Origin of the sequence: Limnohabitans sp. 2KL-1 (assembly GCF_003063435.1) — a bacterium.
Taxonomy (GTDB): Bacteria; Pseudomonadota; Gammaproteobacteria; order Burkholderiales; family Burkholderiaceae_C; genus Limnohabitans_A.
The window spans coordinates 136,908-161,583 of the sequence record NZ_NESL01000005.1 but is presented as its reverse complement, the minus strand read 5'-3'; the positions used below and the strand labels follow the sequence as shown (position 1 = coordinate 161,583).

The following is a 24,676-nucleotide window of genomic DNA, read 5'->3' as shown; positions in this document are numbered from 1 at the left end:
CCTGCCCAAGCCCTTTCCCGCAGGTCGGCAGCTTCAGGTCCGACATGGGCCACTGGCAGATGCTCACGCACGCCGCAAATCCAGCGTGTACGGAAACTCGGGGCTGGCGTGCAGTGTGGCGTTGGGGCCGAGTGCGGCCAGCTGTTTCATCGCGCCGGGGGTGTGCCCCATGCGGAAGAAGCGGGCCATGCGGCGGCTTTCGGCTTCGTAGGCATTCACCGGGAAGGTGTCGTAGCTGCGGCCACCGGGGTGAACCACATGGTATTGGCAGCCGCCGAGCGAGCGCTTCATCCAGGTGTCCACCAGGTCCACCGTCAGCGGCGCGTGCACGCCGATGCTGGGGTGCAGCGACGAAGGCGGGTTCCAGGCCTTGTAGCGCACGCTGGCCACGTATTCACCCACCACGCCCGTGGGCTGCAGGGGCAGGGGCTTGCCGTTCACCGTCACCGTGTGGCGCGAGGGGTTCATGCCGGTCACATGCACCTCGATGCGTTCGAGCGACGAGTCCACATAGCGGGCGGTGCCGCCTGCGCCGCTTTCTTCGCCCATGACGTGCCAGGGCTCCAGCGCATTGCGCAGGGTGACGACCGCGCCATCGACCCGGATTTGCCCCACCAGCGGGAAACGGAACTCGAAATGCGGCGCGAACCAACTCGGGTCGAAGTGGAAGCCCGCATCGCCCAGCTCGGTGAGCACGTCGTCAAAGTCTTTGTGAATCCAGTGCGGCAGCATGAAGCGGTCGTGCAGCTCGGTGCCCCAGCGGGTGACGGGCGCTGAATACGGCTCGTCCCAGAAGCGGGCCACCAGCGCACGCAGCAAGAGCTGCTGCACGATGCTCATGCGGGCGTGCGGCGGCATCTCGAAAGCCCTCAGCTCCAGAAGGCCCAAACGTCCGGTGCTGCTGTCGGGGGAATACATCTTGTCGATGCAGAACTCGCTGCGGTGGGTGTTGCCGGTCACGTCCACCAGAATGTTGCGCAGGGTGCGGTCGACGACCCACGGGGCCATGTCGGTGCCGAATTTTTGCCGGTTTTTCACGATTTCGCGCAGGGCGATTTCCAGTTCATAGACCTGGTCGTTGCGCGCTTCGTCCACGCGCGGGGCCTGGCTGGTCGGGCCAATGAACATGCCGCTGAACAAATAGCTCAAGGACGGGTGGTTGTGCCAGTAAAGGATCAGGCTGGCCAGCAGCTCGGGGCGGCGCAAAAACGGGCTGTCTGCCGGGGTGGCCCCGCCCATCACCATGTGGTTGCCGCCGCCGGTGCCCGTGTGGCGGCCGTCGGTCATGAACTTTTCGGCCGACAGGCGCGTCTCGAAAGCGGCTTTGTACAAAAACTCGGTGTGCTCGACCAACTCTTTCCAGTTGTGGGCCGGGTGGATGTTGACCTCGATCACACCGGGGTCGGGCGTGACTTGCAGGAGTTTGAGGCGCGGGTCGCGTGGGGGCGGGTAGCCTTCCATGACGATTTTCATGCCCAGCGTTCTGGCCGTGGCTTCGACGGCGCTGACCAAGGCCAGGTAGTCTTCCAGCCTTGCCAGCGGCGGCATGAAGACGTACAGCACGCCAGATTTTTCACCTTGCTGTTGCGCCTCGGCCTCGACATCTCGTTCGGCTTTTGGCCCGTTGGCGCGGCGCGGGTCGCGCACTTCCACACACAGGGCGGTGCGCACCACGGAGGCGTCGGACGCGAACTTGGCTGCAGGTGCTGCTGGAGCCGTTGCCGGAGGCTTTTGGGAATGGCGCGGCTGCATCGTCACCGGGGCGGCCGCTGGCAAGGCGCTGCGGGGTGAGAGATGTGGCGAGAAGGGGTCTTGCTCGATCATGTGCCAGCGGTCGGTCGGTGCTGCCCACGGCAAGGAGTCGAGTGGCAAGCGCCAGCCCATGGGGGAGTCGCCGGGCATGAGGTACATGCGCTCGTCCCTCAGGAACCAGCGGCCTGTTTGCCAAGGTGCCCCCCTCAGATCGGGGGTCTTTGATGAGGTGGCTTGCTCAACGGCTGGTTCAGCAGCTGGTTCAAAAGGCTGCAGCGGCAGCACATAACCCACAGGCTGGTCCAGCCCTTGGCTGAAGATGCGGCGCAAACGGATGCGCTCCATCTCGTCGTCCAGGCGGGCGTCAAACGGGTCGACGTTCACGGGCAGGCGGCGTTCGCGCCACAGGTAATACCAGGTGTCCTCAAACCCGGGCAGCACGGTGTCGCCGGGCAGGCCCAGCTGCTCGGTCAGCCCTTGCATGAAGCGCTGGGCATCGGCGCTGGTGTAGTGGCTGGGTTCGCGCTCGTCGGCAAACACATCGGGGTCTTGCCAGCAAGGTGTGCCGTCGGCACGCCAGTAAATGCTGAGCGCCCAGCGCGGCAGTTGTTCACCCGGGTACCACTTGCCCTGGCCAAAATGCAAGAAACCGCCCTGGCCGTATTGCTGGCGCAGCTTGTGCACCAGCTCGGTGGCCAGGCCCCGCTTGGTGGGCCCCAAGGCGTCGGTGTTCCATTCGGCGCCATCGCGGTCTTGCGTGGACACAAAGGTGGGCTCGCCGCCCATGGTCAAGCGCACGTCTTGCGCCACCAATTGCGCGTCCACCTGTTCGCCCAAAGCCAGCACATCGGCCCATTGTTCTTCGCTGTAGGGGCGGGTCACGCGGGGCGACTCGTGGATGCGCGTCACGCTCATCTCGTGGTGGAACTCGACCTCGGCTTCGTCCATCAGGCCTTCAATGGGGGCGGCGGCTGATGGCTGGGGCGTGCAGGCCAGCGGGATGTGCCCTTCGCCCGCCAGCAGGCCCGAGGTCGGGTCCAAGCCCACCCAGCCTGCGCCGGGCAAATACACCTCACACCAAGCGTGCAGGTCGGTGAAGTCGACTTCGGTGCCGCTCGGGCCGTCGAGCGATTTCACATCGGGGGCCAGCTGGATCAGGTAGCCCGAAACAAAGCGGGCGGCGATGTTCATGTGGCGAAACAGCTGCACCAAGAGCCAGGCCGTGTCGCGACACGAGCCGCTTTTGAGCGTCAGGGTTTCCTCAGCCGTTTGCACGCCCGGCTCCATGCGGATGGTGTAACGGATGTCTTGGTGGAGGCGCTGGTTGATCTGCACCAAAAAGTCGATCGTGCGCTGGCGCTTGCGGTCCATGCTGGCCAGGTACTTCTTGAACAGCGGGGTTTTGTGGTCTTTGTCCAGGTAGGACTGCAGCTCCTCCTTGACCATGTCCGAGTACTTGAACGGCACCTCTTCGGCCGAAGGCTCCAGAAAAAAGTCAAAGGGGTTGAACACGGCCATCTCGGTGACCACGTCCACGGTGACTTTGAAGGCGGTCGTCTTTTTGGGGAATACCAGACGCGCCTGGTAATTGGCAAAAGCGTCTTGCTGCCAGTTGATGAAATGCTCTTCGGGCTCGACCTGGAGGCTGTAGCTCAGGATGCGGCTGCGGCTGTGCGGGGCAGGGCGCAGCCGGATGACCTGGGGGCCTAATTGCACCGGGCGATCGTAGGTGTAGTGGGTGACGTGGTGCAGGGCAACGTGTATCGACATAGTTCCAACAGCGCAACAGGGGCTGCACGCATGACAAGTGCAGCTTGGGCGTTTACAACTAGCAAGACACGCGCCAGGACCGGGGCCGGATCAAGCCGTTGACACGGCGCACCCGGGTTCGCAGCACAAGAGCGCCAGAGCGACTGTTCCAACATTCGGCCAAATCAGGGAGGCTGAGCATGAATCGATGCTGCACGCAGGTGGCGCAGGGGCCTGGTCGTGTGCGGACGGGTGCTGCACAGGTCGGATCGGCGCGGCGAGGTCGCGCGCTTGTCTGCAGGGGCCCGCATGGGCTGGGGGTGTTGCCATGATGTTCATGGTGTGGGCGCGGGGATTGGGGCCGGGCTTGCTGGCCTGGTGCGCGGGCGTGGCCGTGCAGTTGCAGCAAGAAGCGCTGTGGCCGCTGGCGGGCTATGCGGGTTTGGGCGCGGGGGCTTGGGGTGTTGGGCTGGTGCTGCGCCGCTGGGCATTTGCAGGGGGGCTGCGGGTCTTGGCCATGGGGTTGGTCTGGGCGAGCTTGGCGGTGTCGGTCACTGGCTTGCATGCCGTGAGCCGCTCGGGGGTCATCGATCCGGCGCTGGAAGGGCAAGACCTGGATGTGGTGGGCGTGGTGCAGGCCATGCCGCAGCGCCAGGACTTGGGTTGGCGGTTTCGCTTTCAATTGGAGCAAGCTTGGCGGGTCCATCCCGCCGGTTCGGTGCAGGCGCTGGACTTGCCCGCAGACCTGCCCAGGCAGGTGTATCTGGGCTGGTATGCGCAGGACGGCATGCACGACAGCGGCTGGAGCACGTCGCCCCTGCCCGAGCCGGTGAAGGCGGGTGAGCGCTGGCGCTTTCGGGTGCGCCTGAAGGCACCGCATGGCAACCTGAACCCTCGAGGGTTTGACTACGAGTTGTGGTTGTGGGAGCAAGGCATTCGCGCCACCGGCTATGTGCGCACGGGGGGCAAAGACCCGGCCCCGGTGCGGCTGGCGTCCACCTGGGCGCACCCGATCGAGGGCTGGCGGCAAACGGTACGCGACCGGTTGCTGACCCAGCTGTCGCCGTCCGCTGCGGGCGAGTCGGCCAAGTTCGCGGGCATTGTGGCGGCCCTGGTCACCGGCGATCAGGCGGCCATCGACCGCAGCGACTGGGATGTGTTCAGGGCCACGGGCGTGGCGCACTTGATGAGCATTTCCGGTCTGCATGTGACCATGTTCGCCTGGCTGGCTTCGGTGCTGGTGGCATGGGGCTGGCGCAAGTCGGCCTTGTGGGGTTTTGCGGGCGCGTTGCGTTGGCCTGCGGCCCATGTGGGGGCGCTGGCCGGCCTGGGGTTGGCTGGTTTTTATGCCCTGTTCAGCGGTTGGGGCGTGCCCGCGCAACGCACGCTTTGGATGCTGGCGGTGGTGACCTTGCTCAAGATCTCCGCACGCCAGTGGCATGGCGCGCTGATCTGGTCGTTGGCGGGTGCGGTGGTGCTGACGCTGGACCCTTGGGCCTTGTTGCAGCCCGGATTTTGGCTGAGCTTTGTGGCGGTGGGGGTGTTGATGGCGACCGATCGGCAGGCGGCAACCCAGCGGGCGCAGCAGGGATGGCGGGACGGGCATGGCGCTGTGCTGCGCCGCACCGATTTGGTGCCTGGGTCATCTGGGCACCGATGGGGTGCACAACAGTTCCCCATTTGGGGAGGGGCCATGGGGGCCGCGGCATGGGCGCTGCTGCGTGAACAGGCCACGATCACGGTGGCGTTGGCACCCTTGACGCTGCTGTTTTTTGGGCAAGTGTCTTGGGTGGGCTTGGTGGCCAATTTGTTGGCCATCCCCTGGGTGACGCTGGTGGTCACGCCTTTGGCCATGCTGGGGGTGTTGTGGCCGGGTGCTTGGGGGCTGGCGGTCTGGGCTTTGCAACCGTTGGCGAGCCTGCTGGGGTGGATGGCGGCTTGGCCGATGGCCAGTGTGTCGACGGCCATGGCCCCGTGGGGCTTGGGCCTGTTGGCGTTGGTCGGTGCCGTGGGCCTGGTGGTCAGGCTCCCCTTGTCGTGGAAGCTGCTGTGCCTGCCGCTGTTGTGGCCGGTGTTGTTTTGGGTGCATCCGCGTCCGGCCGTGGGCACATTTGAGCTGCTGGCGGCCGATGTGGGGCAGGGCAATGCGGTGCTGGTGCGCACCGCCGGGCACAGCCTGCTGTACGACGCGGGGCCGCGCTATTCGGCTGAAAGCGACGCCGGGCACCGGGTGCTGGTGCCCCTGTTGGCGCAAATGGGCGAACGGCTCGATGTGTTGATGCTCAGCCACCGCGACAGCGACCACACCGGTGGCGCGGCAGCCGTGTTGGCCATGCGGCCCCAGGCGGTCTTGTGGTCCTCGCTGGAGGATGCGCATGTTTTGCATGCCTTGCGGCCCGGCTGGACGCGCTGCCAGGCGGGGCAGTCGTGGGTGTGGGATGGGGTGCTGTTCGAGGTGCTGCACCCGCCCGTTTCGGGTGCGACATCCAGGCCGCGCAAACCCAATGAAACCAGCTGTGTCTTGCGCATCAGCCAGGGCGCTGTTTCGGCCTTGTTGGCGGGCGACATCGAGGCAGCTCAGGAGCTGGCGCTGGTGCGGGCGGGTTTGGCACCGGTGGACGTGTTGCTGGTGCCGCACCATGGCAGCAAGACCTCATCGACGCCTGAATTTTTACAGGCCTTGCAGCCCCGGCTGGCGCTGGTGCAAGCCGGTTACCGCAACCGCTTTGGGCACCCGGCCCAGCCGGTGGTGGACCGTTACCGCGCGCAGGGCATCGGGTTGACAGAGTCCACCCGCTGCGGCGCGGCCAGCTGGCGCAGTGATAGGCCTGCGCAGGTGCAATGCGAAAGGGTTCTGGCCAGGCGCTATTGGCACCACGTTCTGCCGCATTGATGAAAATAGGTATGCATCTTGCTATCCTGTGGTCAGGAGTAACGAGCCATGCGCCAATTCGATGAAATGTACAGCCGCTTGCCTGCCGCAGGCGATGCCGGAGAAGTCAGAGACCATTACCTGGCCTATGCCCGTTGGTTGCAGGCGCAAGACCCGCAAACCATGGCCTCGCGCCGCGAAGAAGCCGAGATGATTTTCCGCCGCGTGGGCATCACCTTCGCGGTCTATGGCGAGCTGGACGAAGACAACAACAAAGAAGAAGGGGGCACCGAGCGCCTGATCCCCTTCGATTTGATCCCCCGTGTGATTGCTGCCCAGGAGTGGAAAAGCATGGAAGCGGGTCTGGTGCAGCGCGTCACGGCGCTCAACCGCTTCATCCACGACGTGTACCACGATCAGGAGATCCTCAAAGCGGGCGTGATCCCGCGTGAGCAGATCGAGGGCAATGCGCAGTTCCGCCCCGAGATGATCGGCGTGGATGTGCCCAACAACATCTATTCGCACATCAGCGGGGTCGACATCGTGCGGGCCCCGGATGCGCAGGGCAACGGCGAGTACTACGTGCTCGAAGACAACCTGCGCGTGCCCAGCGGCGTGAGCTACATGCTGGAAGACCGCAAGATGATGATGCGGCTCTTCCCCGAGCTGTTCAACCAGCACCGCGTGGCCCCGGTGGCGCATTACCCTGACCTGCTGCTGGAGACCTTGCGAGCATCGAGCCCCGCCACCACGGCCGAGCCGACAGTGGTGGTGCTCACGCCCGGCATGTACAACAGCGCCTACTTCGAGCACGCCTTTTTGGCGCAGCAAATGGGCGTGGAGCTGGTGGAAGGGCAAGACCTGTTCGTCAAAGACCAGTTCGTCTACATGCGCACCACACGCGGCCCACAGCGCGTGGACGTGATCTACCGCCGGGTGGACGACGACTTTTTGGACCCCAAGGTGTTCCGCCCCACCTCGACGCTGGGTTGCGCGGGCCTGATGGAGGCCTACAAAGCCGGTCATGTGGCGATTTGCAACGCGGTGGGCACGGGCGTGGCCGACGACAAGTCGATCTACCCCTATGTGCCCGACATGATCAAGTTCTACCTGGGCGAGACGCCGATCCTGAAAAACGTGCCCACTTACCAGTGCCGCAAGCCCGATGACCTGCAGTACACCCTGGCCAACCTGAAAGACCTGGTGGTCAAGGAGGTGCACGGCGCGGGCGGCTACGGCATGCTGGTCGGCCCAGCCTCGACCAAGGAAGAGATCGAGCGTTTTCGCGGTGCCTTGCTGGCCAACCCCGAGGGCTACATTGCGCAGCCCACGCTCAGTTTGTCGAGCTGCCCCACCTATGTAGAGAGCGGTATCGCGCCACGCCACATCGATCTGCGCCCCTTTGTGTTGAGCGGACGCACGGTGCAGATGGTGCCCGGCGGCTTGACGCGGGTGGCTTTGAAAGAAGGCTCTTTGGTGGTGAACAGCAGCCAAGGCGGCGGCACCAAAGACACCTGGATTTTGCAGGACTGACAAGGGAGAACACACATGCTTTCAAGAACCGCCGACCACCTCTTCTGGATGTCCCGTTACATGGAGCGTGCAGAGAACACCGCCCGCATGCTCAATGTGAGCTACGAGACCTCGTTGTTGCCACAATCGGCTGCGGCTGTGGAGGCGGGCTGGGAGGGTATTTTGTCCATCAGCGAGTTGCTGCCCTCGTACTTGGCGCTCTACAAAAACATCAACCCCCGCGATGTGATGGCCTTCATGGTGCGTGACGAGGACAACCCCTCGTCCATCATCTCGTGCCTGCGGGCGGCGCGTGAAAACGCCCGTGCCGTGCGTGGCACGCTGACCACCGAGGTGTGGGAAACGCAGAACCAGACCTGGCTCGAAGTCAACCGCATGCTCAAAAGCGGCGAGTTCGAGCGCGATCCGGGCCAGTTCTTTGAGTGGGTCAAGTTCCGCTCGCACCTGTCACGCGGCGTGACGGTGGGCACCATGCTGATGGACGAGTCGCTGTACTTCATGCGCATGGGCACGTTTTTGGAGCGGGCCGACAACACGGCGCGGCTGGTGGATGTGAAGTTCCACGCCATGCAAAATGATTTTTTCGGGGCCCCCAACTACAGCGGTGTCGAGGCCGAGGTGACGCAGGAATACGACTTCTACCACTGGAGCGCGATTTTGCGCAGCGTCAGCGGCTTCGAGGTGTATCGCAAGGTCTACCGCGATGTGATCCGCCCCGAGCGCGTGGCCGAATTGCTGATCCTGCGCCCGGACATGCCGCGCTCGCTGCACGCCAGCCTGAACGAAGTGGTGTCCAACCTGGCGCTGGTTTCGCACGACCGCGAGAGCGACACCCTGCGCCACGCCGGACGCCTGCGCTCGGAGCTGGCTTTTGGCCGCATCGACGAAATTCTGGCCACCGGCCTGCACGCTTACCTGACGCAGTTTCTGGAGCGCGTGAACGTGCTGGGCGGGCGCATCAGCCGGGAGTTTTTGATGCCGCAGGCGGTGTCCTGAGCTGTCGCCTGTGCGAAGTGTCCGGGGGTTGACCCGGTTGTTGGAGGGCTTCAAATCCGGTTGAATCCAAGTGCGCGTTCCCCCACTTCGGGTGCGCCTGCGAAAGGATCGATCCATGCTGCTTTCAGCCCCCAACGCCCTGTGGGCCGTCGCTTTGTCGGCGCTTTTCTGTTCGGGCACCCACGCCCGCGTGACGAAAATCGTGATCGACGGCACCCAAGCTGTGCCTGTGGCTGCAGGCAGTACAGCCGGCATCGCCTACGAACAAGTGGCCGGGCGCGTCTTTGGTGAGCTGGACCCTAAACTGCCGCAAAACGCCATCATCCAGGACATCGAGCTGGCCAAGGATGCCGATGGCAAGGTGCGCTATGTGACCTCGTTTGTGATTTACAAGCCAGTCCATCTGAAGGATGCCAGCGGATTGATGTGGCACGATGTGCCCAACCGGGGGCGCGTGTTCCCCTACGCCGAGCAGGAATTCGCCATGGGCGACATTGGCCTGGCCAGTGCCTGGCAAGGCGACAACGTGGGGGCAACCCAAGTCAAGCCGCAGGCCAGCATCAACGGCCTGCAGTTCTTGCAGGTGCCGGTGGCCAAAAACCCCGATGGCTCCAAGATCACCGGCCAAGTGTTCGGCCGAATCGTCAACCGCGCAGGCCCCGAGTCACAACCCTTGCTGGTGCAAACCAACCCTGTGCCTTACCAACCCGCAAGCTTGGACACCCGCAAAGCGACACTGGTGTCACGCGGACGCGAAAACATGAACGGCGAAGTGTTTGACGAGCAAGCCATCGCGCCCAGCGACTGGGCCTGGGCCCAATGCGACGCCAAGACGCCCTTTCCCGGCACACCCGATCCGACACACATCTGCCTGAAAAACGGGTTTGATGCCAAGCGGCTGTACCAAGTCGTCTTTGAAGCCCAAGACCCTTATGTGCTGGGCATCGGCTTTGCAGCCTGGCGGGATGTGGCCGTTTTCTTCAAACACGCCAAAGCCGATGACACGGGCACACCCAACCCGGTGGCCAACACCGTCCAGCACAGCATTGCCAGGGGCATCTCACAATCGGGCAATTATTTGCGCGGCTGGCTGCATCTGGGCTTCAACCAGGACGAAGCGGGCCAACAAGTGCACGATGGTTTGTGGCCCATCATTGCAGGTCGCCGCATTGCACTCAACTTCCGCTGGGCCCAGCCAGACGGTGTGCTGGAGTTGTACCAGGCCGGCAGCGAGGGGCCTCAGTGGTGGTTGCCTCACCCTGACCCGGTGCGCGGCACGCCTGCTGCCGGCATTCTGGATCGGTGCATGCAAACGCGCACCTGCCCCAAAATCATGGAGCATTTTGGTTCTGCCGAGGTCTGGGCCTTGAAGCTCACCCCGGAATGGATCGGCACCGACGCCAAACAAGACCTGCCCCTGCCTGCCAACGTGCGGCGCTACTACATTGCCAGCAGCAACCACGGTGGCGGCGCGGGCGGTTTTGACACCAGCATCCCGGGTGCCGCCTTGCCCAAGGCCGGTCCCATGTGTCCCGGCAACAACTTCGGACAGGCGGTGCTGCCCGCCAATCCCGTGCCGCACAAGGAAACCGTCAACGCCCTGCGTGTGCACTTTCGCAACTGGGTCATGAAAGGCACCGAGCCACCCGCCAGCCAGTACCCGCTGATGGCCAAAAACCAACTGGCGGTGGCTGAAAAATCCGCGTTGGGCTATCCCAACTTGCCGGGCCTGCGTCCCACCGTTCCCGAGCGTGACTTCATCATGCCGGTACACGATTACGACTGGGGCCCGGGCTTCAAGGCGGTGGATGGCTCGGGCGTGCCCAGTTTGGCACCGCCCAAAATCAAGCAGGTTTTACCGATGTACGCGCCCAAAGTGGACGCTGACGGCAATGAAGTGGGGGGTCTGCCCGTGGTCTTGCTCGACGCCCCCTTGGGCACCTACTTGGGCTGGAACATCACGGCCGATGGCGCACGCCCTTTCCACAAAGGAGAAATCTGCAACTACGTCGGCGGCATGGTGCCCTTTGCCAAAACAGCCGCAGAGCGACAAGCCCACGGCGACACTCGGCTGTCACTGCAAGAAAGATATGGCTCGCATGATGGCTATGTCCAAGCCGTCAGAAAAGCGGCTGACCGCGCCATGCAAGCGGGTTTTCTCTTGAAAGAAGACGCACAAGCCCTGATCGAAGCCGCAGCCAAGAGCGCCGTGCTGCGCTGAGCGCGACGCGCCGTTTGGCGCTTCGTGCAATGCCCCATCGGCTGACACCGCCGCAGCCGCGGGGTGTTGTTCTGGCCCGTGTCAACCTGGCCAGGCGTCACCAGATGGCCATCCCGTTAAACTGTTTGTTTTCAGTTCCTCGCAGCGCGCCCAGGCCAACATGGATTTTCCATGCCCGCCAAGGCGTGCACGGGGTGGTCCATTCGTCCGGACACGGGCGATAACTTGAGCAAACGGCGTGATTCGTCGGGTTGGAGTGGTGAGTGATGCATTCAGAAAAAATGAAATTGTTGAACGTGGGCTGCGGGCCTTTGGGGCGTGCGCACGGCTTTGCCGGTTTTGAAGGTTGGCAGGAGGTTCGACTGGACATTGACCCTGCGGTTCGACCCGATGTGGTGGGCACGATGACCGACATGTCGGCTGTGGCCACCGGCTCCATCGACGCGATTGTGTCGAGTCACAACATCGAGCATTTGTATCCCCATGAGGTTCCCGTGGCACTGGCCGAGTTTGTGCGTGTGCTCAAGGACGACGGCATGGTGCTGATCACTTGCCCGGATTTGCAGTCGGTCTGCGCGCGCGTGGCGCAGGGTGAATTGGCCTCACCTTTGTACGACTCTCCGGCCGGGCCGATTGCGGCCCTGGACATTTTGTACGGGCACCGCCCAGCGATGGCGGCGGGCAATTTGTACATGGCCCACCGCTGCGGCTTCACCCGCAAGCTGCTGGCCGATACCTTGCAAGCCTGTGGTTTTCTGCGCACAGCGGGCGTTGCCCGTCCGCCCGCTTTTGATTTGTGGATGTTGGGCACTAAAAAAAGCTTGTCCGATGACGCTGTGCGTGCGCTGGCTCAAAAGCATTTGCCTGTTTGAGCCTGGGGCCGCAACCGCGTGGGTAGGGTGGCCTGTGTTGCCGAGCGGTTTGGCCAGCCCTGTGGCCGACCTCAGCACAAAACGCCCGGTTATGCGGCCAGCGTCAGCACCACCGGCGCATGGTCGCTGGGGCGTTCGTTTTTGCGCGGCAGTCGATCAATCACACAGGCAGCGGCCCTGGCTTTGAGTGCCTCTGAAATCAAAATGTGGTCGATGCGCAGGCCCCGGTTGCGGCGAAAAGCAAACTCGCGGTAATCCCACCAGCTGTAGCTTTTTTCGGGCTGCTCAAACAGTCGGAAGCTGTCCGTCAGACCCAAACCGATCAGAGCCTGCAGTTTTTCGCGCTCGGCGTCGGTGCAGTGGATGGTGCCCGCCAGCGCGACCGGGTCCCACATGTCGAGTTCGTCAAAGGTGATGTTGTAGTCGCCCAGCAGCACCAGGTTCGGGTGCTGCTGCATTTGGCTGACGACCCAGTCGCGCAGCGCATCCAGCCAGCGCATTTTGTAGACGAACTTGTCGCTGTCCGGGGCCTGGCCGTTGGGGAAATACGCACCGATCACCCGCACCGTGCCGCCAGCGCCGTCCGGGTAGGTGGCGGCGATCACGCGGGACATGTCGTCCTCAAAGCCGGGGATGTTTTTCACCACGTCAGTGCCTTCGGCTTTGGAGATCAGCGCCACGCCGTTGTAGGTTTTCTGGCCAAACCATTGCGCCTGGTAGCCCGCTTCGGCAAAGGCAGCGGCCGGGAACTTGTCGTCGGTGAGTTTGAGTTCTTGCAGGGCCAGCACATCGGTCGGGTTGGCGGCCAGCCAGTCCAGCACTTGCGGCAGGCGCACAGACAACGAGTTCACATTCCAGGTGGCAATTTTCATGGGGGGTTATTTCAGGCGTTGGGCATGATGGTCAATGAGTTTAGCCCACAGGCCATCTGTTGGCCGATGCTTCAAAGGGATGACAGAGTTCTCGTATTGGGCGCCTTGAATCATGAAATTAATGCTTTTTGTATTCAAAAATAATACACAATGCGGGCTTATTCAGATGAATGCATGCTCATGACCAACACCCCAGCTGCCGAATTGCCAGACACTCCCGCCTCATCCGCCGTGCGTGAAGTGAGTCAGGCTGTTGCCGATGCGTTTAACCAGGGCAATGCCCATTTCAAGGCGGGGCGATGGGCTCCAGCGCGCGCGGCCTACGAAGCTGCGCTGAAAGATGATCCTCAAATGGAGCCCGCGGCTTTGCAGTGGGTGCGTTGTCTGGTCATGCAAGGCGATCACCAGGCGGCTCGCGACGGTTTTGCGCTGTTGCTCAAGACCTTTCCCTCGAACTACAGCGGATGGCTGGAAGCGGGTCATTTGTGCCGTCAATTGGGGGTTCATCAGCAGGCCATGGCCAGCTACAGCCGGGCCATGGCGCTGATGCCTGCCCGCTACGAAGCCCGGTTGTCGCTGGCCCGTTTGCTGGAAGACCAGGGCCAGCCGGAAGCCGCTGCGGTCGAATACCACCGTGCGCTCTCAGCGGCGGGGGCGCAGATCAACCATCAGGTGCATTGGCGCATGGCCAAATTCCGGTTGGAGCGGGGTGACGCATCCCGTGCCCTCGAAGCGATGCGACAGGCTTTGCTGGTGCTGCGTCTGCGCCCAGAGACGGTCGATGTCAACGAGCGCGCCGAGATGCAAATGGATCTGGGCGACATCTTCATGCGTCTGGGCATGACCGAAGACGGGCACCGTGCGTTTGAGCGGGCCAGCGCGGGCACATCCGAGGCCACGCTGGTGCGGCTGGCCGATTTGTCGTTTCGCTACAACCTGTGGCAAGAAGCGCAGGCGGTGCTGCGGCGCAATGTCGAGTTGCACCCGGACAGCGACACCGCCCACTGGAACCTGGCCCATTCGCTGGCCGAGAGCTGGAACATGCAAGAGGCGCTGGAGGTGCTGGCCAAAGCCGAGGCCATTGCGCCGCAGCCGGGGGCCAAATCGATGCGCGCCAGCGTGGCCGGGCGCACGGGCGATGCCGACACGGCTTTGCGGCTTTACAAAGAGTTGGCCGACGAAGAAGGCCATGGCTCCAAGATGCATTCGAGTGCCGCCATGAGTTCGCTCTACAGCGACCAGCTCAGCCCCCAGCAGGTGGCCGATTTGCACCGCGAGATGTTTGCCCACCTGGGCCACAACGCCCGTGCCCTCAGCAGTTTCAAAAACGACAAGACGCCTGAACGCCCATTGCGTGTGGGTCTGGTGTCGGCCGATTTTCACCACCAGCACCCGGTCAACATCTTCATGCAACCGGTGCTGGCCAGGCTGGACCACCGGGCGGTGGAAGTCACGATGTATTTCACGGGCGTGTCTTATGACCAACAAACCCAGTTGGCCAAACGCCGTGTGGCCCGTTGGGTGGAAGCGACGACCTGGAACGACAGCCAACTGGCGCGCCGCATTGAAGAGGATGGCATCGACATCCTGCTGGACTTGTCGGGCCACACCAGCATGCAGCGCATGAGCCTGTTCGGCCAGCGCGCTGCGCCAGTGCAGGCCACATTTTTGGGTTATCCCGGGTCGACTGGCGTGCCCAACATCGACTGGCTGGTGGCCGATGCCGTGGTGGCCCCCGTGGGCAGCGAAGGGCTGTTCACCGAGCAACTGGCCCGTTTGCCAAACAGCGTGTTCTGCTTTGCGCCTGAAACCGACTACCCGTATCTGGACTATGTTCAGGCGCACGCCGAGCGTCCTTTGACCTTCGGCTCGTTCAACAACGTGCCCAAGCTCACGCCGCACACGGTCAAGCTCTGGGCGGCGGTGCTCAAAGAGGTGCCGGGCTCACGCCTGCTGCTCAAGGCTCCGAGTTTCAAGGACGACGGCGCGGTCGAGGCCTTTGCGCAGCGCTTTCAGGCCGAAGGCATCGCCCGCGAGCGTCTGGAATTCCGGGGACCGGTGGGCCTGACCGAGATGATGGCCGAATACGCCGATGTGGACATCGCGCTCGATCCTGTCCCCTACAACGGTGGCACCACGACTTTGCAGGCGCTGTGGATGGGGGTGCCGGTGGTGGTCAAGGCAGGGGGCAACTTTGTCTCGCGCATGGGGGCCAGCTTCATGACGGCAGCCGGGCTGAGCGACTGGGTGGCGCAGTCCGATGCCGACTATGTGCGCATTGCCGCCGCCATGGCCCGCGACCGCCAGGCCTTGCTGGGCCTCAAGCAGGGCCTGCGTGAGCGCCTGCAGGCGGCACCGGCCTGGAACATTGACCAGTACACCCGCGACTTTGAGGGGGTGCTGCGCCAGATGTGGCGGGGCTACTGCGGTGGCACACAAACCGACGCTGCGCCCCCAAAGAAAAAGGCCTGAAAAGGCCTTGTGAGATGAGTCGCTGAGCGCATGCGCTCATGCGCTCATGCGCTCATGCGTTCAGCGTGGGATTCAAATGGCTCAGATGTGCAGTGCGGCCAGCACGCCCACCACCACACCCACGGCACCTGCGCCGTACATCACAAACTCGAGCCATTTCTTTTTGGACAACAAAGCAATGGCGGCCATCGCGATCGCCACTTGCAGCACGGTGGTGGCCTGTGCCCAGCGGTGGTGCTGGTGCATTTGTTCGTCGGACTGCTCGTCCCAGTGTTTGGATTCGGCTTCGAGTTTTTCAGCAGCCGCCTTGATCTCGGCTTTTTCGCCCTTGTAGCGCTTGATCTCGTCCTGGTAGAAGTCTTTTTTGGCGGGGGTTAATTCCATGGCCAGCTCGCTCAGGTTTTGCTTGCTGCTTTTGGCCTGGTAATAGTTCCACTGGTTGGAGGCTTCGGTCTTTTTGATGGCCGCGTTGTTTTTGTACAAGCCGGCGTTGGCCTGGGTGGCCCCGCCCATGTAGCCAAACAGCGCGCCCACCGTGGCAATGATCGCGGTGAACATGGCGATGCTGTTGGTGTGCTCGCCGCCATGGCCCTGGGCTGCGTGCTCCAGCTCGTGGTCGTGCGGGCCGTGAACGTGAAAACCGTGTCCGGACATGGGTGTTTCCTCAGAGGTTGTGTTGGTAAGTGACGAAGCAAAAGGGCAGGCCATTGGCCGCCACATGGGATTCACGCTGAATTTCCTGCCAGCGCTCACCCAGTTCGGGGGCGTATGCATCGCCTTCAAAGTCGGCGTCGATCTCGGTCACCACCGCCGTGCTGGCCAGGGGCTCGGCCTGACGGTAAATCTCGGCCCCGCCCATGATCCAGGCATCGGGCACATCGCCACACAGTCGCATGGCCTCGTCGATGGATACCGCACGCAGCGCGCCTTCAGCTTGCCAGTCGCTCTGGCGTGTCACGACAATGTTGACGCGACCGGGCAGTGGCCGAAAGCGTGCGGGCAGGGAGTCCCAGGTCTTGCGGCCCATGATGACCGGCTGGCCCAGCGTGACGCGCTTGAAGTGCGCCAAGTCTTCGGGCAGGTGCCAGGGCATCTGGTTGTCATTGCCGATCACGCCATTGCGGGCGCGTGCATAAATGAGGTGCAGTTTCATCCCGCCTGGCCTCAGACTGCGACAGGCGCTTTGATGGCCGGATGGCATTCGTAACCCAGCACTTCAAAGTCTTCGTATTCGTAATCGAAGATCGAATCGGGCTTGCGCTTGATGTTGAGCGTGGGGTAGGCCATGGGCGCACGGCTCAGCTGCAGTTCCACCTGTTCATGGTGGTTGGCGTAGATGTGGCAATCGCCACCGGTCCAGATGAAGTCGCCCACGTCCATGTCGCACTGTTGGGCCACCATGTGGGTCAGCAGCGCGTAGCTGGCGATGTTGAAAGGCACGCCCAGAAAAATGTCGGCACTTCGTTGGTACAGCTGGCAGCTGAGTTTGGGCTTGTCACCCGGCTTTTGCGCCGGGGCCACATAGAACTGGAAGAAGGCATGGCAGGGCATCAGCGCCATTTGGTCCAGCTCAGCCACGTTCCAGGCGCTCACGATGATGCGGCGCGAGTCGGGGTTGGCTTTGAGCGTCTTCATCACATCGCTGATCTGGTCGATGTGGCCGCCGCCGGGTGTGGGCCAGTTGCGCCATTGCACCCCGTACACGGGACCCAGGTCACCGTCTTCACGCGCCCATTCGTCCCAGATGGTGCAGCCGCGTTCCTGCAGCCATTTGACATTGCTGTCTCCGCGCAAAAACCACAGCAGCTCCACGATGATGGCCTTCAAAAAGACCTTTTTGGTGGTCACCAGCGGGAAGCCCTCGCTCAGGTCAAAGCGCATTTGGTGGCCAAACACGCTGCGTGTGCCCGTGCCGGTGCGGTCAGCTTTTTGCACGCCTGTCGTGTAAACGTGGCGCATGAAATCTTCGTATTGGCTGCGAACAGGGCGATGAGGTTGGCGGGCAGGGGTGTTCATGGTTTCGAGTGTCAATGTTGCGTTTTAGCCCAGGACGCGGCCAGGGTTCAGAATGTTTTGCGGGTCCAGGGCCTGTTTAACAGCCCGCATCATGGCCAGCGCCGTGGGGTCTTTGTAGAGCGGCAGTTTGTCCACCTTGAGTTCACCCACGCCGTGTTCGGCGCTGATCGACCCCTTGAAACGGGCCACCTGGTCGAACACCAGGGTGTTCACCTTATCTTCAAAGTCACGCAAAAAAGCCTGACCATCGGCGCCTTCGGGCGCTTGCACGTTGTAGTGCAGGTTGCCGTCGCCCAGATGCCCGAAGTCCACCATGCGCACACCGGGCACTTCGCGGGCCAGCAAGGCGTCGGTCTCCAGCACAAAGGCGGGGATGCGCGAGACCGGGATGCCGATGTCGTGCTTGATGTTCAGGCCTTCTTCCACCTGGGCCAGGGTGATGCTTTCGCGGATGTGCCACAGGCCCCGGGCTTGCGCCATGCTTTCGGCCACCACGGCATCGGTCACGCAGCCCAGTTCCAGAGCCGTTTCGAGCAGGGATTCAAACTGTCTGCGGGCATGGGCTTCGTTTTCGCTGTCGGAGTTTTCCAGCAGCACGCACCAGGGCTTGTCTTGCCACAGGGGTACGCGCAGCTGCGGGAAATGCTTGTCCACCAAGCCCAGCGCAAACTGGTTCATGACTTCAAAGCCCGTCAGGCCCGGCCCCAGGCGCTGGTGCGCCAGGCCCAGCAGTTGCACAGCGGCCTCCATGCTCGGTACTGCGGCCCAGGCGGTCAGCTGTGCGGCCGGTTGCGGGTACAGCTTCATGGTGGCGGCGGTGATGATGCCCAGCGTGCCTTCGCTGCCGATCATCAGGTTGCGCAGGTCGTAGCCGGTGTTGTCCTTGCGCAAGCCCGTCAGGCCATGCCAGACATCGCCTTGCGCGGTGACCACTTCCAGGCCCAGGCACAGCTCGCGGGTGTTGCCGTAGCGCACCACCTGCGTGCCGCCTGCGTTGGTGCCCAAGTTGCCGCCGATCGTGCAACTGCCCTCGGCCCCCAGACTCAAGGGAAACAGCAAGCCCGCGCCCTCGGCTGCGGCCTGCAGGTTTTGCAGCACACAACCGGCCTCCACGGTGATGGTCAGGTTGTCCTTGTCGATGGCACGCACGGCGTTCATGCGCGTCAGGCTCAGCACCACCTGGGTGCCCGAAGCATCAGGCACCGAGCCGACCACCAGCCCGGTGTTGCCGCCTTGCGGCACGATGGGCGTGTTGGCTGCAGCGCAGGCCTTGACCACGTTGGCCACCTCTTGTGTGTTGTTGGGTCGCACCACGGCCAGTGCCCGACCTGTCACGCGTTTGCGCCAGTCCTGCTCCCAGGCGCTCAGGTCGGCTGCGGGGTCGTCGTGGGTCAGCACATGGGCATCACCGCAAATCTGGCGAAGCCGGGTGATCAGGGCGGCATGGGATGTAGGCACGGCGTTCATGGGCATCTTGCAGAGCGGACAGTGAGCGTTAAAGGGGCGGGTAAGCGCGTTCAGTCTCTGGGCACGGGCACAAAGTGGCCTGTGGCCTTGGCGGCTTTGAAGCGGATGCGCACATGCAGGGCGCAAGCCACAAACAAGCTGGTGCACAACAGGGTTTGCAAGCCGGCCAACACGTTCGAGGGCCAGGCGTCACCCCAGGCACGCACCACGCCCTCGGTGAAGTAGAGCCAGACCAGCATGCTGACCCAGCGGTAGGTGTACATGCGGTTTTTCAGCAAACCGGCCAGCGGGATGCACAAAGGCAGGACCTTGATGGCCCACCAGGAGCCGCCTTCGCGCAAGGGGGCCAGCCACAGCTCCCACAGCAGGCCCAGGGCGATCAGACCGAGCAGGCTGCCGACGGCCAGCCAGCGGGTGAATTCGACGCCTGCCGGGGTGATTTCGGGGGCGTTGTCGGTTGGAGGTGTGGTGTTGGGCTTCATTGCGGTGGCATCATACCGGGCATGCAATCTCCCCTGACAAAGACCTCCTGGCGCGCACAACTGGACCTGTGGTGGCAAGAGCTGAGTGTTTTTCCCTGGCGTCAGATGGCCGGTGTTCTGGCCGAGCGCTTTCGCGATGCCCGTCTGGGGGTGAGTGCCAGTTCGCTCACTTTCACCACGGTGCTGGCTTTGGTGCCGCTGTTCGCGGTGGGCTTGGCTGTGTTCGCCGCGTTTCCGGTGTTTGGCAAGTTTCAGGACACGATCCAGCGCTGGCTGATCGAGAGTCTGGTGCCCGAGAGCATCGCCCGGCAGGTACTCAGCTACCTGACCCAGTTTTCCCGCAAGGCCAGCCGTTTGGGGTCGGTCGGTTTGGTGGCGGTGCTGATGTCGGCGGTTTTCCTGATGGTGACAATTGAGCGCACTCTGGGTCAAATCTGGCGGCTGCAGCGGCAACGGCCTTTGCCGCAAAGGGTGTTGCTGTACTGGTCGGCCATCACCCTGGGGCCTTTGTTTCTGGGGGCCAGTCTGGCCATCACCTCGTATGTGGTCACCGCTTCGCGCGACGTGGTGGATGTGTTGCCGGGCTCCATCCGATGGTTGCTCGACAGTTTCGAATTCGTGTTGTTGACCGCTTGCGTGAGTGGTTTGTATTTTTATGTGCCCTACACCCGGGTGCGCTGGCGTCACGCCATCACGGCCGGTTTGTTTGTGGCGGGGGCGCTGGAACTGGCCAAAAAATTGTTGGCCATTTACCTTCTTCAGGTGCCAACCTATTCGGTCATTTACGGTGCTTTCGCGGCGCTGCCAATCTTGCTGGTCTGGATTTATGTCACTTGGCTGATTGTGTTGCTGGGTGCGGTGCTGGCTTCGAGCTTGCCTGAGTTGGGCCAGCCCGAGTGGCGCAAGCCCGATGGCGCGGGTTGGGGCTTCAGATTGGCGCTGGAGGTGTTGTCCGAGTTGAACATGGCCAAGGCCACGGCTCAGCGGGGTTTCAGCACCGATGATCTGGCCGCGCGATTGCGGGTGGGCCCTGGCGAGCTTCGGCCGGTGCTGGAGGTTTTGCACAACCTGGATTGGGTGGGCCGTCTGACCGAACAAAACGACAAGGGTCAAGCCCGCCAGGTTTTGCTGATGGACCCGGCGCAGACCAGCGTGGCACCCTTGGCGGACAAGCTGCTGGTGTGGCGTGCCTCGGCGGCCGACCCGGTGTGGACGCAGACCGGATTGGACCTGATTCGGGTGGCAACGTTGCTGCCCCAAGCCACGCGCTCATCCACGCGGGCTTGAGAGGCTCAGCGGGTTTTGAAAGGGGCGCTCAAAAAGCCCCGGAACCTTGCCCGGCCACCGCGCACCGGCGCTTGCGTGAGTTGGTAATCGGGAAAACGCTGCAAAAAGCGGCCGATGGCGATGCGGCCTTCGAGCCGCGCAAGGCTCAAACCCGCGCACTGGTGCACGCCAAAGCCAAAGGCCAGGTGCTTGTTGCCGGTGCGGCGCAAGTCCAGTTGTTCGGGGTTGTCGTACACGGCCGGGTCGCGGTTGGCCGCGCCAATGCACAGTGTGACCAAAGCGCCTGCGGGCAGATCGACGCCGTTGACCTGCGTGGCCTGCAGGGCGCGGCGGTTGCCCAGCTGGTTGGACGATTCAAAGCGCAAAAATTCATCGACGGCCAAACCGAGAATGTGCTCGCGGTCTTCATCGCTGGTGGCTGCTTTCAGGTCGGCCTTCAGTTGTTCGCGCTGCTCAGGCCATTCCTGCAGGGTGATGAGCGCGTTGCCGATCAGGTTGGTGGTGGTCTCATGCCCGGCGTTGAGCAAAAACACGCAGTTTTGCAGCAGCTCGACTTCGCTCAGGGCGTCGCCATTTTCCTCGCCTTGAATCAAGCGGGTCAGCACATCGTGCTCCGGATCGCCCGGGTGCTGGCGGCGCTGGGCGACCAGCTCGCGCAGATAAGCCAGAAACTCGGTCACGCTGCGGTTGCCCAGCGCTTCTTGTTCGGGTGTCAGGGCGGGCTCCAGCGCACCCAAAATCGCCAGCGACCAGCCGCGCAAGGGCTCGCGGTCGGCGTGCGGCACGTCCAGCAGGTTGCCGATGATCTCGACCGGAATGGCCGAGGCAAAGTCTTCGATCAGGTCGCCACCGCCTTGCGCTTCGAGCTTGTCCAGCAGGCTGTCGACCAGTGTCACGAGGCCGGGCTCCATCGCCTCGATGGCGCGGCGGGTCAGCGCCCCCATGATCAGGCGGCGCACCCGGGTGTGCAGCGGCGGGTCGTTGAAGACCAGACTGTGGGTGTGGTGCTCGAACAGTGGGGCCACGCCGCCGGCTGTGGTGTAAGGCGGCTGATTGAAGGGCGCGTGGTTGTATTTGGGGCCAAACTCGACTTGTTTGTCGGAGCTGAAGACCTTGGCGTCGCGGTACACCGCCACCAGGTCGGCGTGGCGCGTGAGGAAATACGAGCCATCGGGCATGCGCTTGAAAGGCTCGGCTTCGCGCAGCGCGGCATAGACCGGGTAGGGGTTGTCCAGAAAGTCGCGGGGCAGGGCGCGCAAGTCCAACGACCGGGCAATTTCTTGCGCTCTGTCAGCCGACAGGGGCGGGGTGATGTGGGAGTTCATGGTTTCAAAAAATCCTTGAGCGCCTGCAACACGCCTTCGGGCGCTTCGGTCATGAGCGAATGGCCTGCGGGCAGCTGCACCACCTTGGGTTGCGTGCACAGGTCAATCAGGCTTTGTGCAGCCTTTGGGGGAGTCATCTGGTCGGCGCGGCCCAGCACGAACAAGGTGGGGCAGGTCACGCGGGGCATGGCCGCTTCGGCACCCCGGTAGTCGTCGCAGGCCTTGAAGCCGGTGTGGAACACATTGACCTGTGTGTTGCTGGCCAGCACGCGGCGCATCAGCGCCTTGCTGCCGCCATACAACCAGGTGCCGGGGCCCAGCGCTGAAGGCGGTGGTGCCAGGGTGGAGTGCGAAAAGCTGTTGACCATGTCAATCGCCTTGAACGGGGCGCTGACCGACAAATCGAGCAGGGCGGGCGAGACGCGCATGGGGTAGGCCGTGCCCACCATCACCAGGTGGCTCACGCGGCCAGGATGCGCTAGCGCATCGCGTGCTGTGGCTTCGAGCGCGATGAGCGAGCCAAAGCTGTGGCCGATCAGTGCGGCTTTTTCAATCTTCAGGGCATCCAGCAAGGCGATCACGGTGTCGGCCGCTTCTTCCACGCTTTGTGGCGGCGTGCCTTCGCTTTTGCAATGTCCGGGCAGGTCAATCGCCAGCACGTTCCAGCCGTGGTGCGCCATATAGCGGGTTTGCAAAATCCAGACGCTGTGGTCGTTGAGCACGCCATGGATGAACACGGCGGTGGGTTGGGTGGGGTTGAAGTCTTTGCCGCCGGTGTAGGCGTAGAGGGTGTGGCCTTGAACAGAGATTTTCATGTTCAGGCTCCTGCTTTCTCTGCGGCCTTGAGGGCTTTTTTCAGGTCGTCGATCAGGTCGGCAGGGTCTTCCAGGCCAATCGACAGACGGATCGTGCCCGGGCCAATACCGCTGGCCACCAAGGCCTCGTCCGTCATGCGGAAATGCGTGGTGCTGGCTGGGTGGATCACCAGGCTGCGGCAGTCGCCCACATTGGCCAGGTGGCTGAACACTTTGAGGGTTTCAATGAACTTTTGGCCTTGGGCGCGGTTGCCCTTGATGTCGAAGCTGAACACCGAGCCCGCGCCGCGAGGCAGCAGCTTTTGCGCCAGTGCATGCGAAGGGTGACTCTCCAGCATGGGGTGCCCCACGCGGCTGACCAGAGGGTGCGCGGCCAGAAACTCGACCACTTTGGCGGTGTTTTCCATGTGCCGGGCCATGCGCAGCGGCAGGGTTTCGATACCTTGCAAGATCAACCAGGCGGTGTGTGGGCTCATGCAAGCGCCAAAGTCACGCAGGCCTTCACGGCGGGCGCGCAGCAAAAAGGCGCCCACCGTGCTTTCTTCGCTGAACACCATGTTGTGAAAGCCTTCATACGCTTGGCTCAGCTCGGTAAATTTGCCCGATTGGTCCCAGTCGAAGCTGCCACCATCGACCACCACGCCGCCCACCACGGTGCCGTGGCCTGACAAAAATTTGGTGGCCGAGTGGTAAACCAGATCGGCCCCGTGGTCAAAGGGTTTGATGAGCCAGGGCGAGGTCAGGGTGGAATCCACCAGCAGTGGCACCCCCGCTTCGTGCGCGATGGCGCTCACGGCTTCGATGTCCAGCACGTCCATGCCGGGGTTGCCCACGGTCTCGCCAAAGAACAGTTTGGTGTCGGGCTGCACGGCGGCACGCCAGGCGTCCAGGTCACCGGGTTTGACAAAGGTGGTGCGGATGCCGAAGCGGCTCAGCGTGTAGTGCAGCAGGTTGTGTGACCCACCGTACAAAGCGGCGGAGGCCACGATGTGCGAGCCCGCACCCATGAGCGTGGCGATGCTCAAATGCAAAGCCGCTTGACCGCTGGAAGTGGTGATGGCCCCGATGCCGCCTTCCAGGGCCGAGATGCGCTGCTCCAGCACCGCGTTGGTGGGGTTGCTGATGCGGCTGTAAACGTGGCCCGGGCGCTCCAGATTGAACAGGGCGGCGGCCTGGTCTGTGGACTCAAAAACAAACGAGGTCGTGAGGTGGATCGGAACAGCCCGTGCACCGGTGGCCGGGTCAGGTGCCGCACCTGCATGCAGGGCCAAAGTGTCAAAACCGGGATCGCTGTAACCAGCCATGAAGGGTCTCCGAAAAAAATAAAGCATCCGAAAAATGATGCGCTGTGCACGGCATGCATTGTGGGCTATATTTATTCTTCGCAAGTCCCATAACGAGCCTAGGAGAGACACCATGAAAGTCAGCGATATTCTGCGAGTCAAGGGGAGCACCCTTTTTACGGTCAAGCCCGATGAACTGCTGGGGACTGCCTTGAATGCGATGGCTGAAAAAGACATTGGCTCCCTGGTGGTCATGTCGCAAGGCCAGTTGGCAGGCATGCTCACCTTTCGCGAGGTGATTCAACAGGTGGTCCAAAACGGCGGTCAGGTCGGCCACACCACAGTGGAACAGGCCATGGATGCGCAGCCCCTGACCTGCAGCAGCGACACCGATCTGGACGATGTGCGCCGCATCATGCTGGAGCGCCATGCCCGTTACATGCCCATCATGGACGCGCACATGCTGATGGGGGTGATCAGTTTTTACGATGTGGCCAAAGCCGTGGTGGAGAGTCAGGATTTCGAGAACAAGATGCTCAAGGCCTACATCCGCGATTGGCCCGAGCAGGAAGGCGCTGCTTCCGCAACCTGACTTTGACGGGTGCATGGGGCTTGCACAGCCCCATGTGCTTGGTGCAGTGATGCTTTGTTAATTGGGCCTT

At 62.9% G+C, this 24,676-nt stretch carries 18 protein-coding genes; 8 read left to right on the top strand and 10 right to left on the bottom strand.

The features are described from left to right. Nucleotides 1–63: 63 nt before the first annotated feature. Nucleotides 64–3,522: a DUF2126 domain-containing protein gene (locus B9Z47_RS12625; RefSeq protein ID WP_108331592.1), complete on the bottom strand. Its 3,459-nt coding sequence runs from the start codon at nucleotides 3,520–3,522 to the stop codon at nucleotides 64–66. 307 nt (nucleotides 3,523–3,829) lie between these two features. Here B9Z47_RS12625 and B9Z47_RS12620 point away from each other — a divergent pair, with 307 nt between their 5' ends. The 5 genes from B9Z47_RS12620 to B9Z47_RS12600 all read left to right on the top strand — a co-directional run bounded on the left by B9Z47_RS12620 (nucleotide 3,830) and on the right by B9Z47_RS12600 (nucleotide 11,995). Further along, on the top strand, nucleotides 3,830–6,394 hold the full coding sequence (locus tag B9Z47_RS12620) for a DNA internalization-related competence protein ComEC/Rec2 (protein WP_108331591.1): 2,565 nt from the start codon (nucleotides 3,830–3,832) through the stop codon (nucleotides 6,392–6,394). Between the two features lie 48 nt (nucleotides 6,395–6,442). Further along, the gene (locus tag B9Z47_RS12615; protein ID WP_108331590.1) at nucleotides 6,443–7,906 is read left to right on the top strand and encodes a circularly permuted type 2 ATP-grasp protein; all 1,464 of its coding nucleotides are present in this window, start codon (nucleotides 6,443–6,445) and stop codon (nucleotides 7,904–7,906) included. Between the two features lie 15 nt (nucleotides 7,907–7,921). Further along, nucleotides 7,922–8,902, top strand: coding sequence for an alpha-E domain-containing protein (locus B9Z47_RS12610; protein WP_108331589.1), 981 nt, complete (start codon nucleotides 7,922–7,924; stop codon nucleotides 8,900–8,902). A gap of 115 nt (nucleotides 8,903–9,017) precedes the next feature. Then, nucleotides 9,018–11,123 carry an alpha/beta hydrolase domain-containing protein gene (locus B9Z47_RS12605; RefSeq protein WP_108331588.1) on the top strand — a complete coding sequence of 702 codons (2,106 nt, stop codon included), beginning with the start codon at nucleotides 9,018–9,020 and terminating at the stop codon, nucleotides 11,121–11,123. 281 nt (nucleotides 11,124–11,404) lie between these two features. Then, nucleotides 11,405–11,995: a methyltransferase domain-containing protein gene (locus B9Z47_RS12600; protein ID WP_108331629.1), complete on the top strand. Its 591-nt coding sequence runs from the start codon at nucleotides 11,405–11,407 to the stop codon at nucleotides 11,993–11,995. Between the two features lie 89 nt (nucleotides 11,996–12,084). Here the strand turns inward: B9Z47_RS12600 and xth are convergent, their stop codons facing one another. Next, nucleotides 12,085–12,867, bottom strand: coding sequence for an exodeoxyribonuclease III (gene xth, locus B9Z47_RS12595; protein WP_108331587.1), 783 nt, complete (start codon nucleotides 12,865–12,867; stop codon nucleotides 12,085–12,087). A 180-nt stretch (nucleotides 12,868–13,047) separates the two neighbouring features. Between xth and B9Z47_RS12590 the strand changes: the two genes are divergently transcribed. Further along, nucleotides 13,048–15,339: a glycosyltransferase family 41 protein gene (locus B9Z47_RS12590; protein WP_158271679.1), complete on the top strand. Its 2,292-nt coding sequence runs from the start codon at nucleotides 13,048–13,050 to the stop codon at nucleotides 15,337–15,339. A gap of 81 nt (nucleotides 15,340–15,420) precedes the next feature. On the opposite strand, the gene B9Z47_RS12585 is transcribed toward B9Z47_RS12590, so the two are convergent. From B9Z47_RS12585 to B9Z47_RS12565, 5 genes are read right to left on the bottom strand one after another with little or no spacing between them, the layout of a single operon-like run. Then, nucleotides 15,421–15,993 carry a DUF4337 domain-containing protein gene (locus B9Z47_RS12585; RefSeq protein ID WP_108331585.1) on the bottom strand — a complete coding sequence of 191 codons (573 nt, stop codon included), beginning with the start codon at nucleotides 15,991–15,993 and terminating at the stop codon, nucleotides 15,421–15,423. Between the two features lie 10 nt (nucleotides 15,994–16,003). Beyond that, nucleotides 16,004–16,492, bottom strand: a complete 489-nt coding sequence (locus tag B9Z47_RS12580; protein ID WP_108331584.1) for a dihydrofolate reductase — start codon at nucleotides 16,490–16,492, stop codon at nucleotides 16,004–16,006. Between the two features lie 11 nt (nucleotides 16,493–16,503). Beyond that, complete coding sequence (locus tag B9Z47_RS12575) at nucleotides 16,504–17,355, bottom strand: thymidylate synthase (RefSeq protein ID WP_108331583.1); 852 nt, start codon at nucleotides 17,353–17,355, stop codon at nucleotides 16,504–16,506. A 24-nt stretch (nucleotides 17,356–17,379) separates the two neighbouring features. Continuing rightward, nucleotides 17,380–18,822, bottom strand: a complete 1,443-nt coding sequence (locus tag B9Z47_RS12570) for an FAD-binding oxidoreductase (protein ID WP_108331582.1) — start codon at nucleotides 18,820–18,822, stop codon at nucleotides 17,380–17,382. Nucleotides 18,823–18,872: 50 nt separating this feature from the next. Continuing rightward, nucleotides 18,873–19,304 carry a DUF2069 domain-containing protein gene (locus B9Z47_RS12565; protein WP_199226390.1) on the bottom strand — a complete coding sequence of 144 codons (432 nt, stop codon included), beginning with the start codon at nucleotides 19,302–19,304 and terminating at the stop codon, nucleotides 18,873–18,875. A gap of 21 nt (nucleotides 19,305–19,325) precedes the next feature. On the opposite strand from B9Z47_RS12565, the gene B9Z47_RS12560 reads away from it, so the two are divergent. Then, on the top strand, nucleotides 19,326–20,591 hold the full coding sequence (locus B9Z47_RS12560) for a YihY family inner membrane protein (protein WP_108331581.1): 1,266 nt from the start codon (nucleotides 19,326–19,328) through the stop codon (nucleotides 20,589–20,591). A gap of 5 nt (nucleotides 20,592–20,596) precedes the next feature. Here B9Z47_RS12560 and B9Z47_RS12555 read toward each other — a convergent pair whose 3' ends face one another. The 3 genes from B9Z47_RS12555 to B9Z47_RS12545 are packed head-to-tail and all read right to left on the bottom strand — an operon-like array spanning nucleotide 20,597 to nucleotide 24,035. Next, nucleotides 20,597–21,916: a cytochrome P450 gene (locus B9Z47_RS12555; protein WP_108331580.1), complete on the bottom strand. Its 1,320-nt coding sequence runs from the start codon at nucleotides 21,914–21,916 to the stop codon at nucleotides 20,597–20,599. Further along, on the bottom strand, nucleotides 21,913–22,731 hold the full coding sequence (locus tag B9Z47_RS12550) for an alpha/beta fold hydrolase (RefSeq protein WP_108331579.1): 819 nt from the start codon (nucleotides 22,729–22,731) through the stop codon (nucleotides 21,913–21,915). Before B9Z47_RS12550 ends, B9Z47_RS12555 begins: the two co-directional genes overlap by 4 nt. A gap of 2 nt (nucleotides 22,732–22,733) precedes the next feature. Beyond that, nucleotides 22,734–24,035, bottom strand: coding sequence for an O-acetylhomoserine aminocarboxypropyltransferase (locus tag B9Z47_RS12545; protein ID WP_108331578.1), 1,302 nt, complete (start codon nucleotides 24,033–24,035; stop codon nucleotides 22,734–22,736). 112 nt (nucleotides 24,036–24,147) lie between these two features. Between B9Z47_RS12545 and B9Z47_RS12540 the strand changes: the two genes are divergently transcribed. Then, nucleotides 24,148–24,606 (top strand): CBS domain-containing protein, encoded by a 459-nt coding sequence (locus B9Z47_RS12540; RefSeq protein ID WP_108331577.1) that lies wholly within the window; start codon nucleotides 24,148–24,150, stop codon nucleotides 24,604–24,606. Nucleotides 24,607–24,676 lie beyond the last annotated feature (70 nt).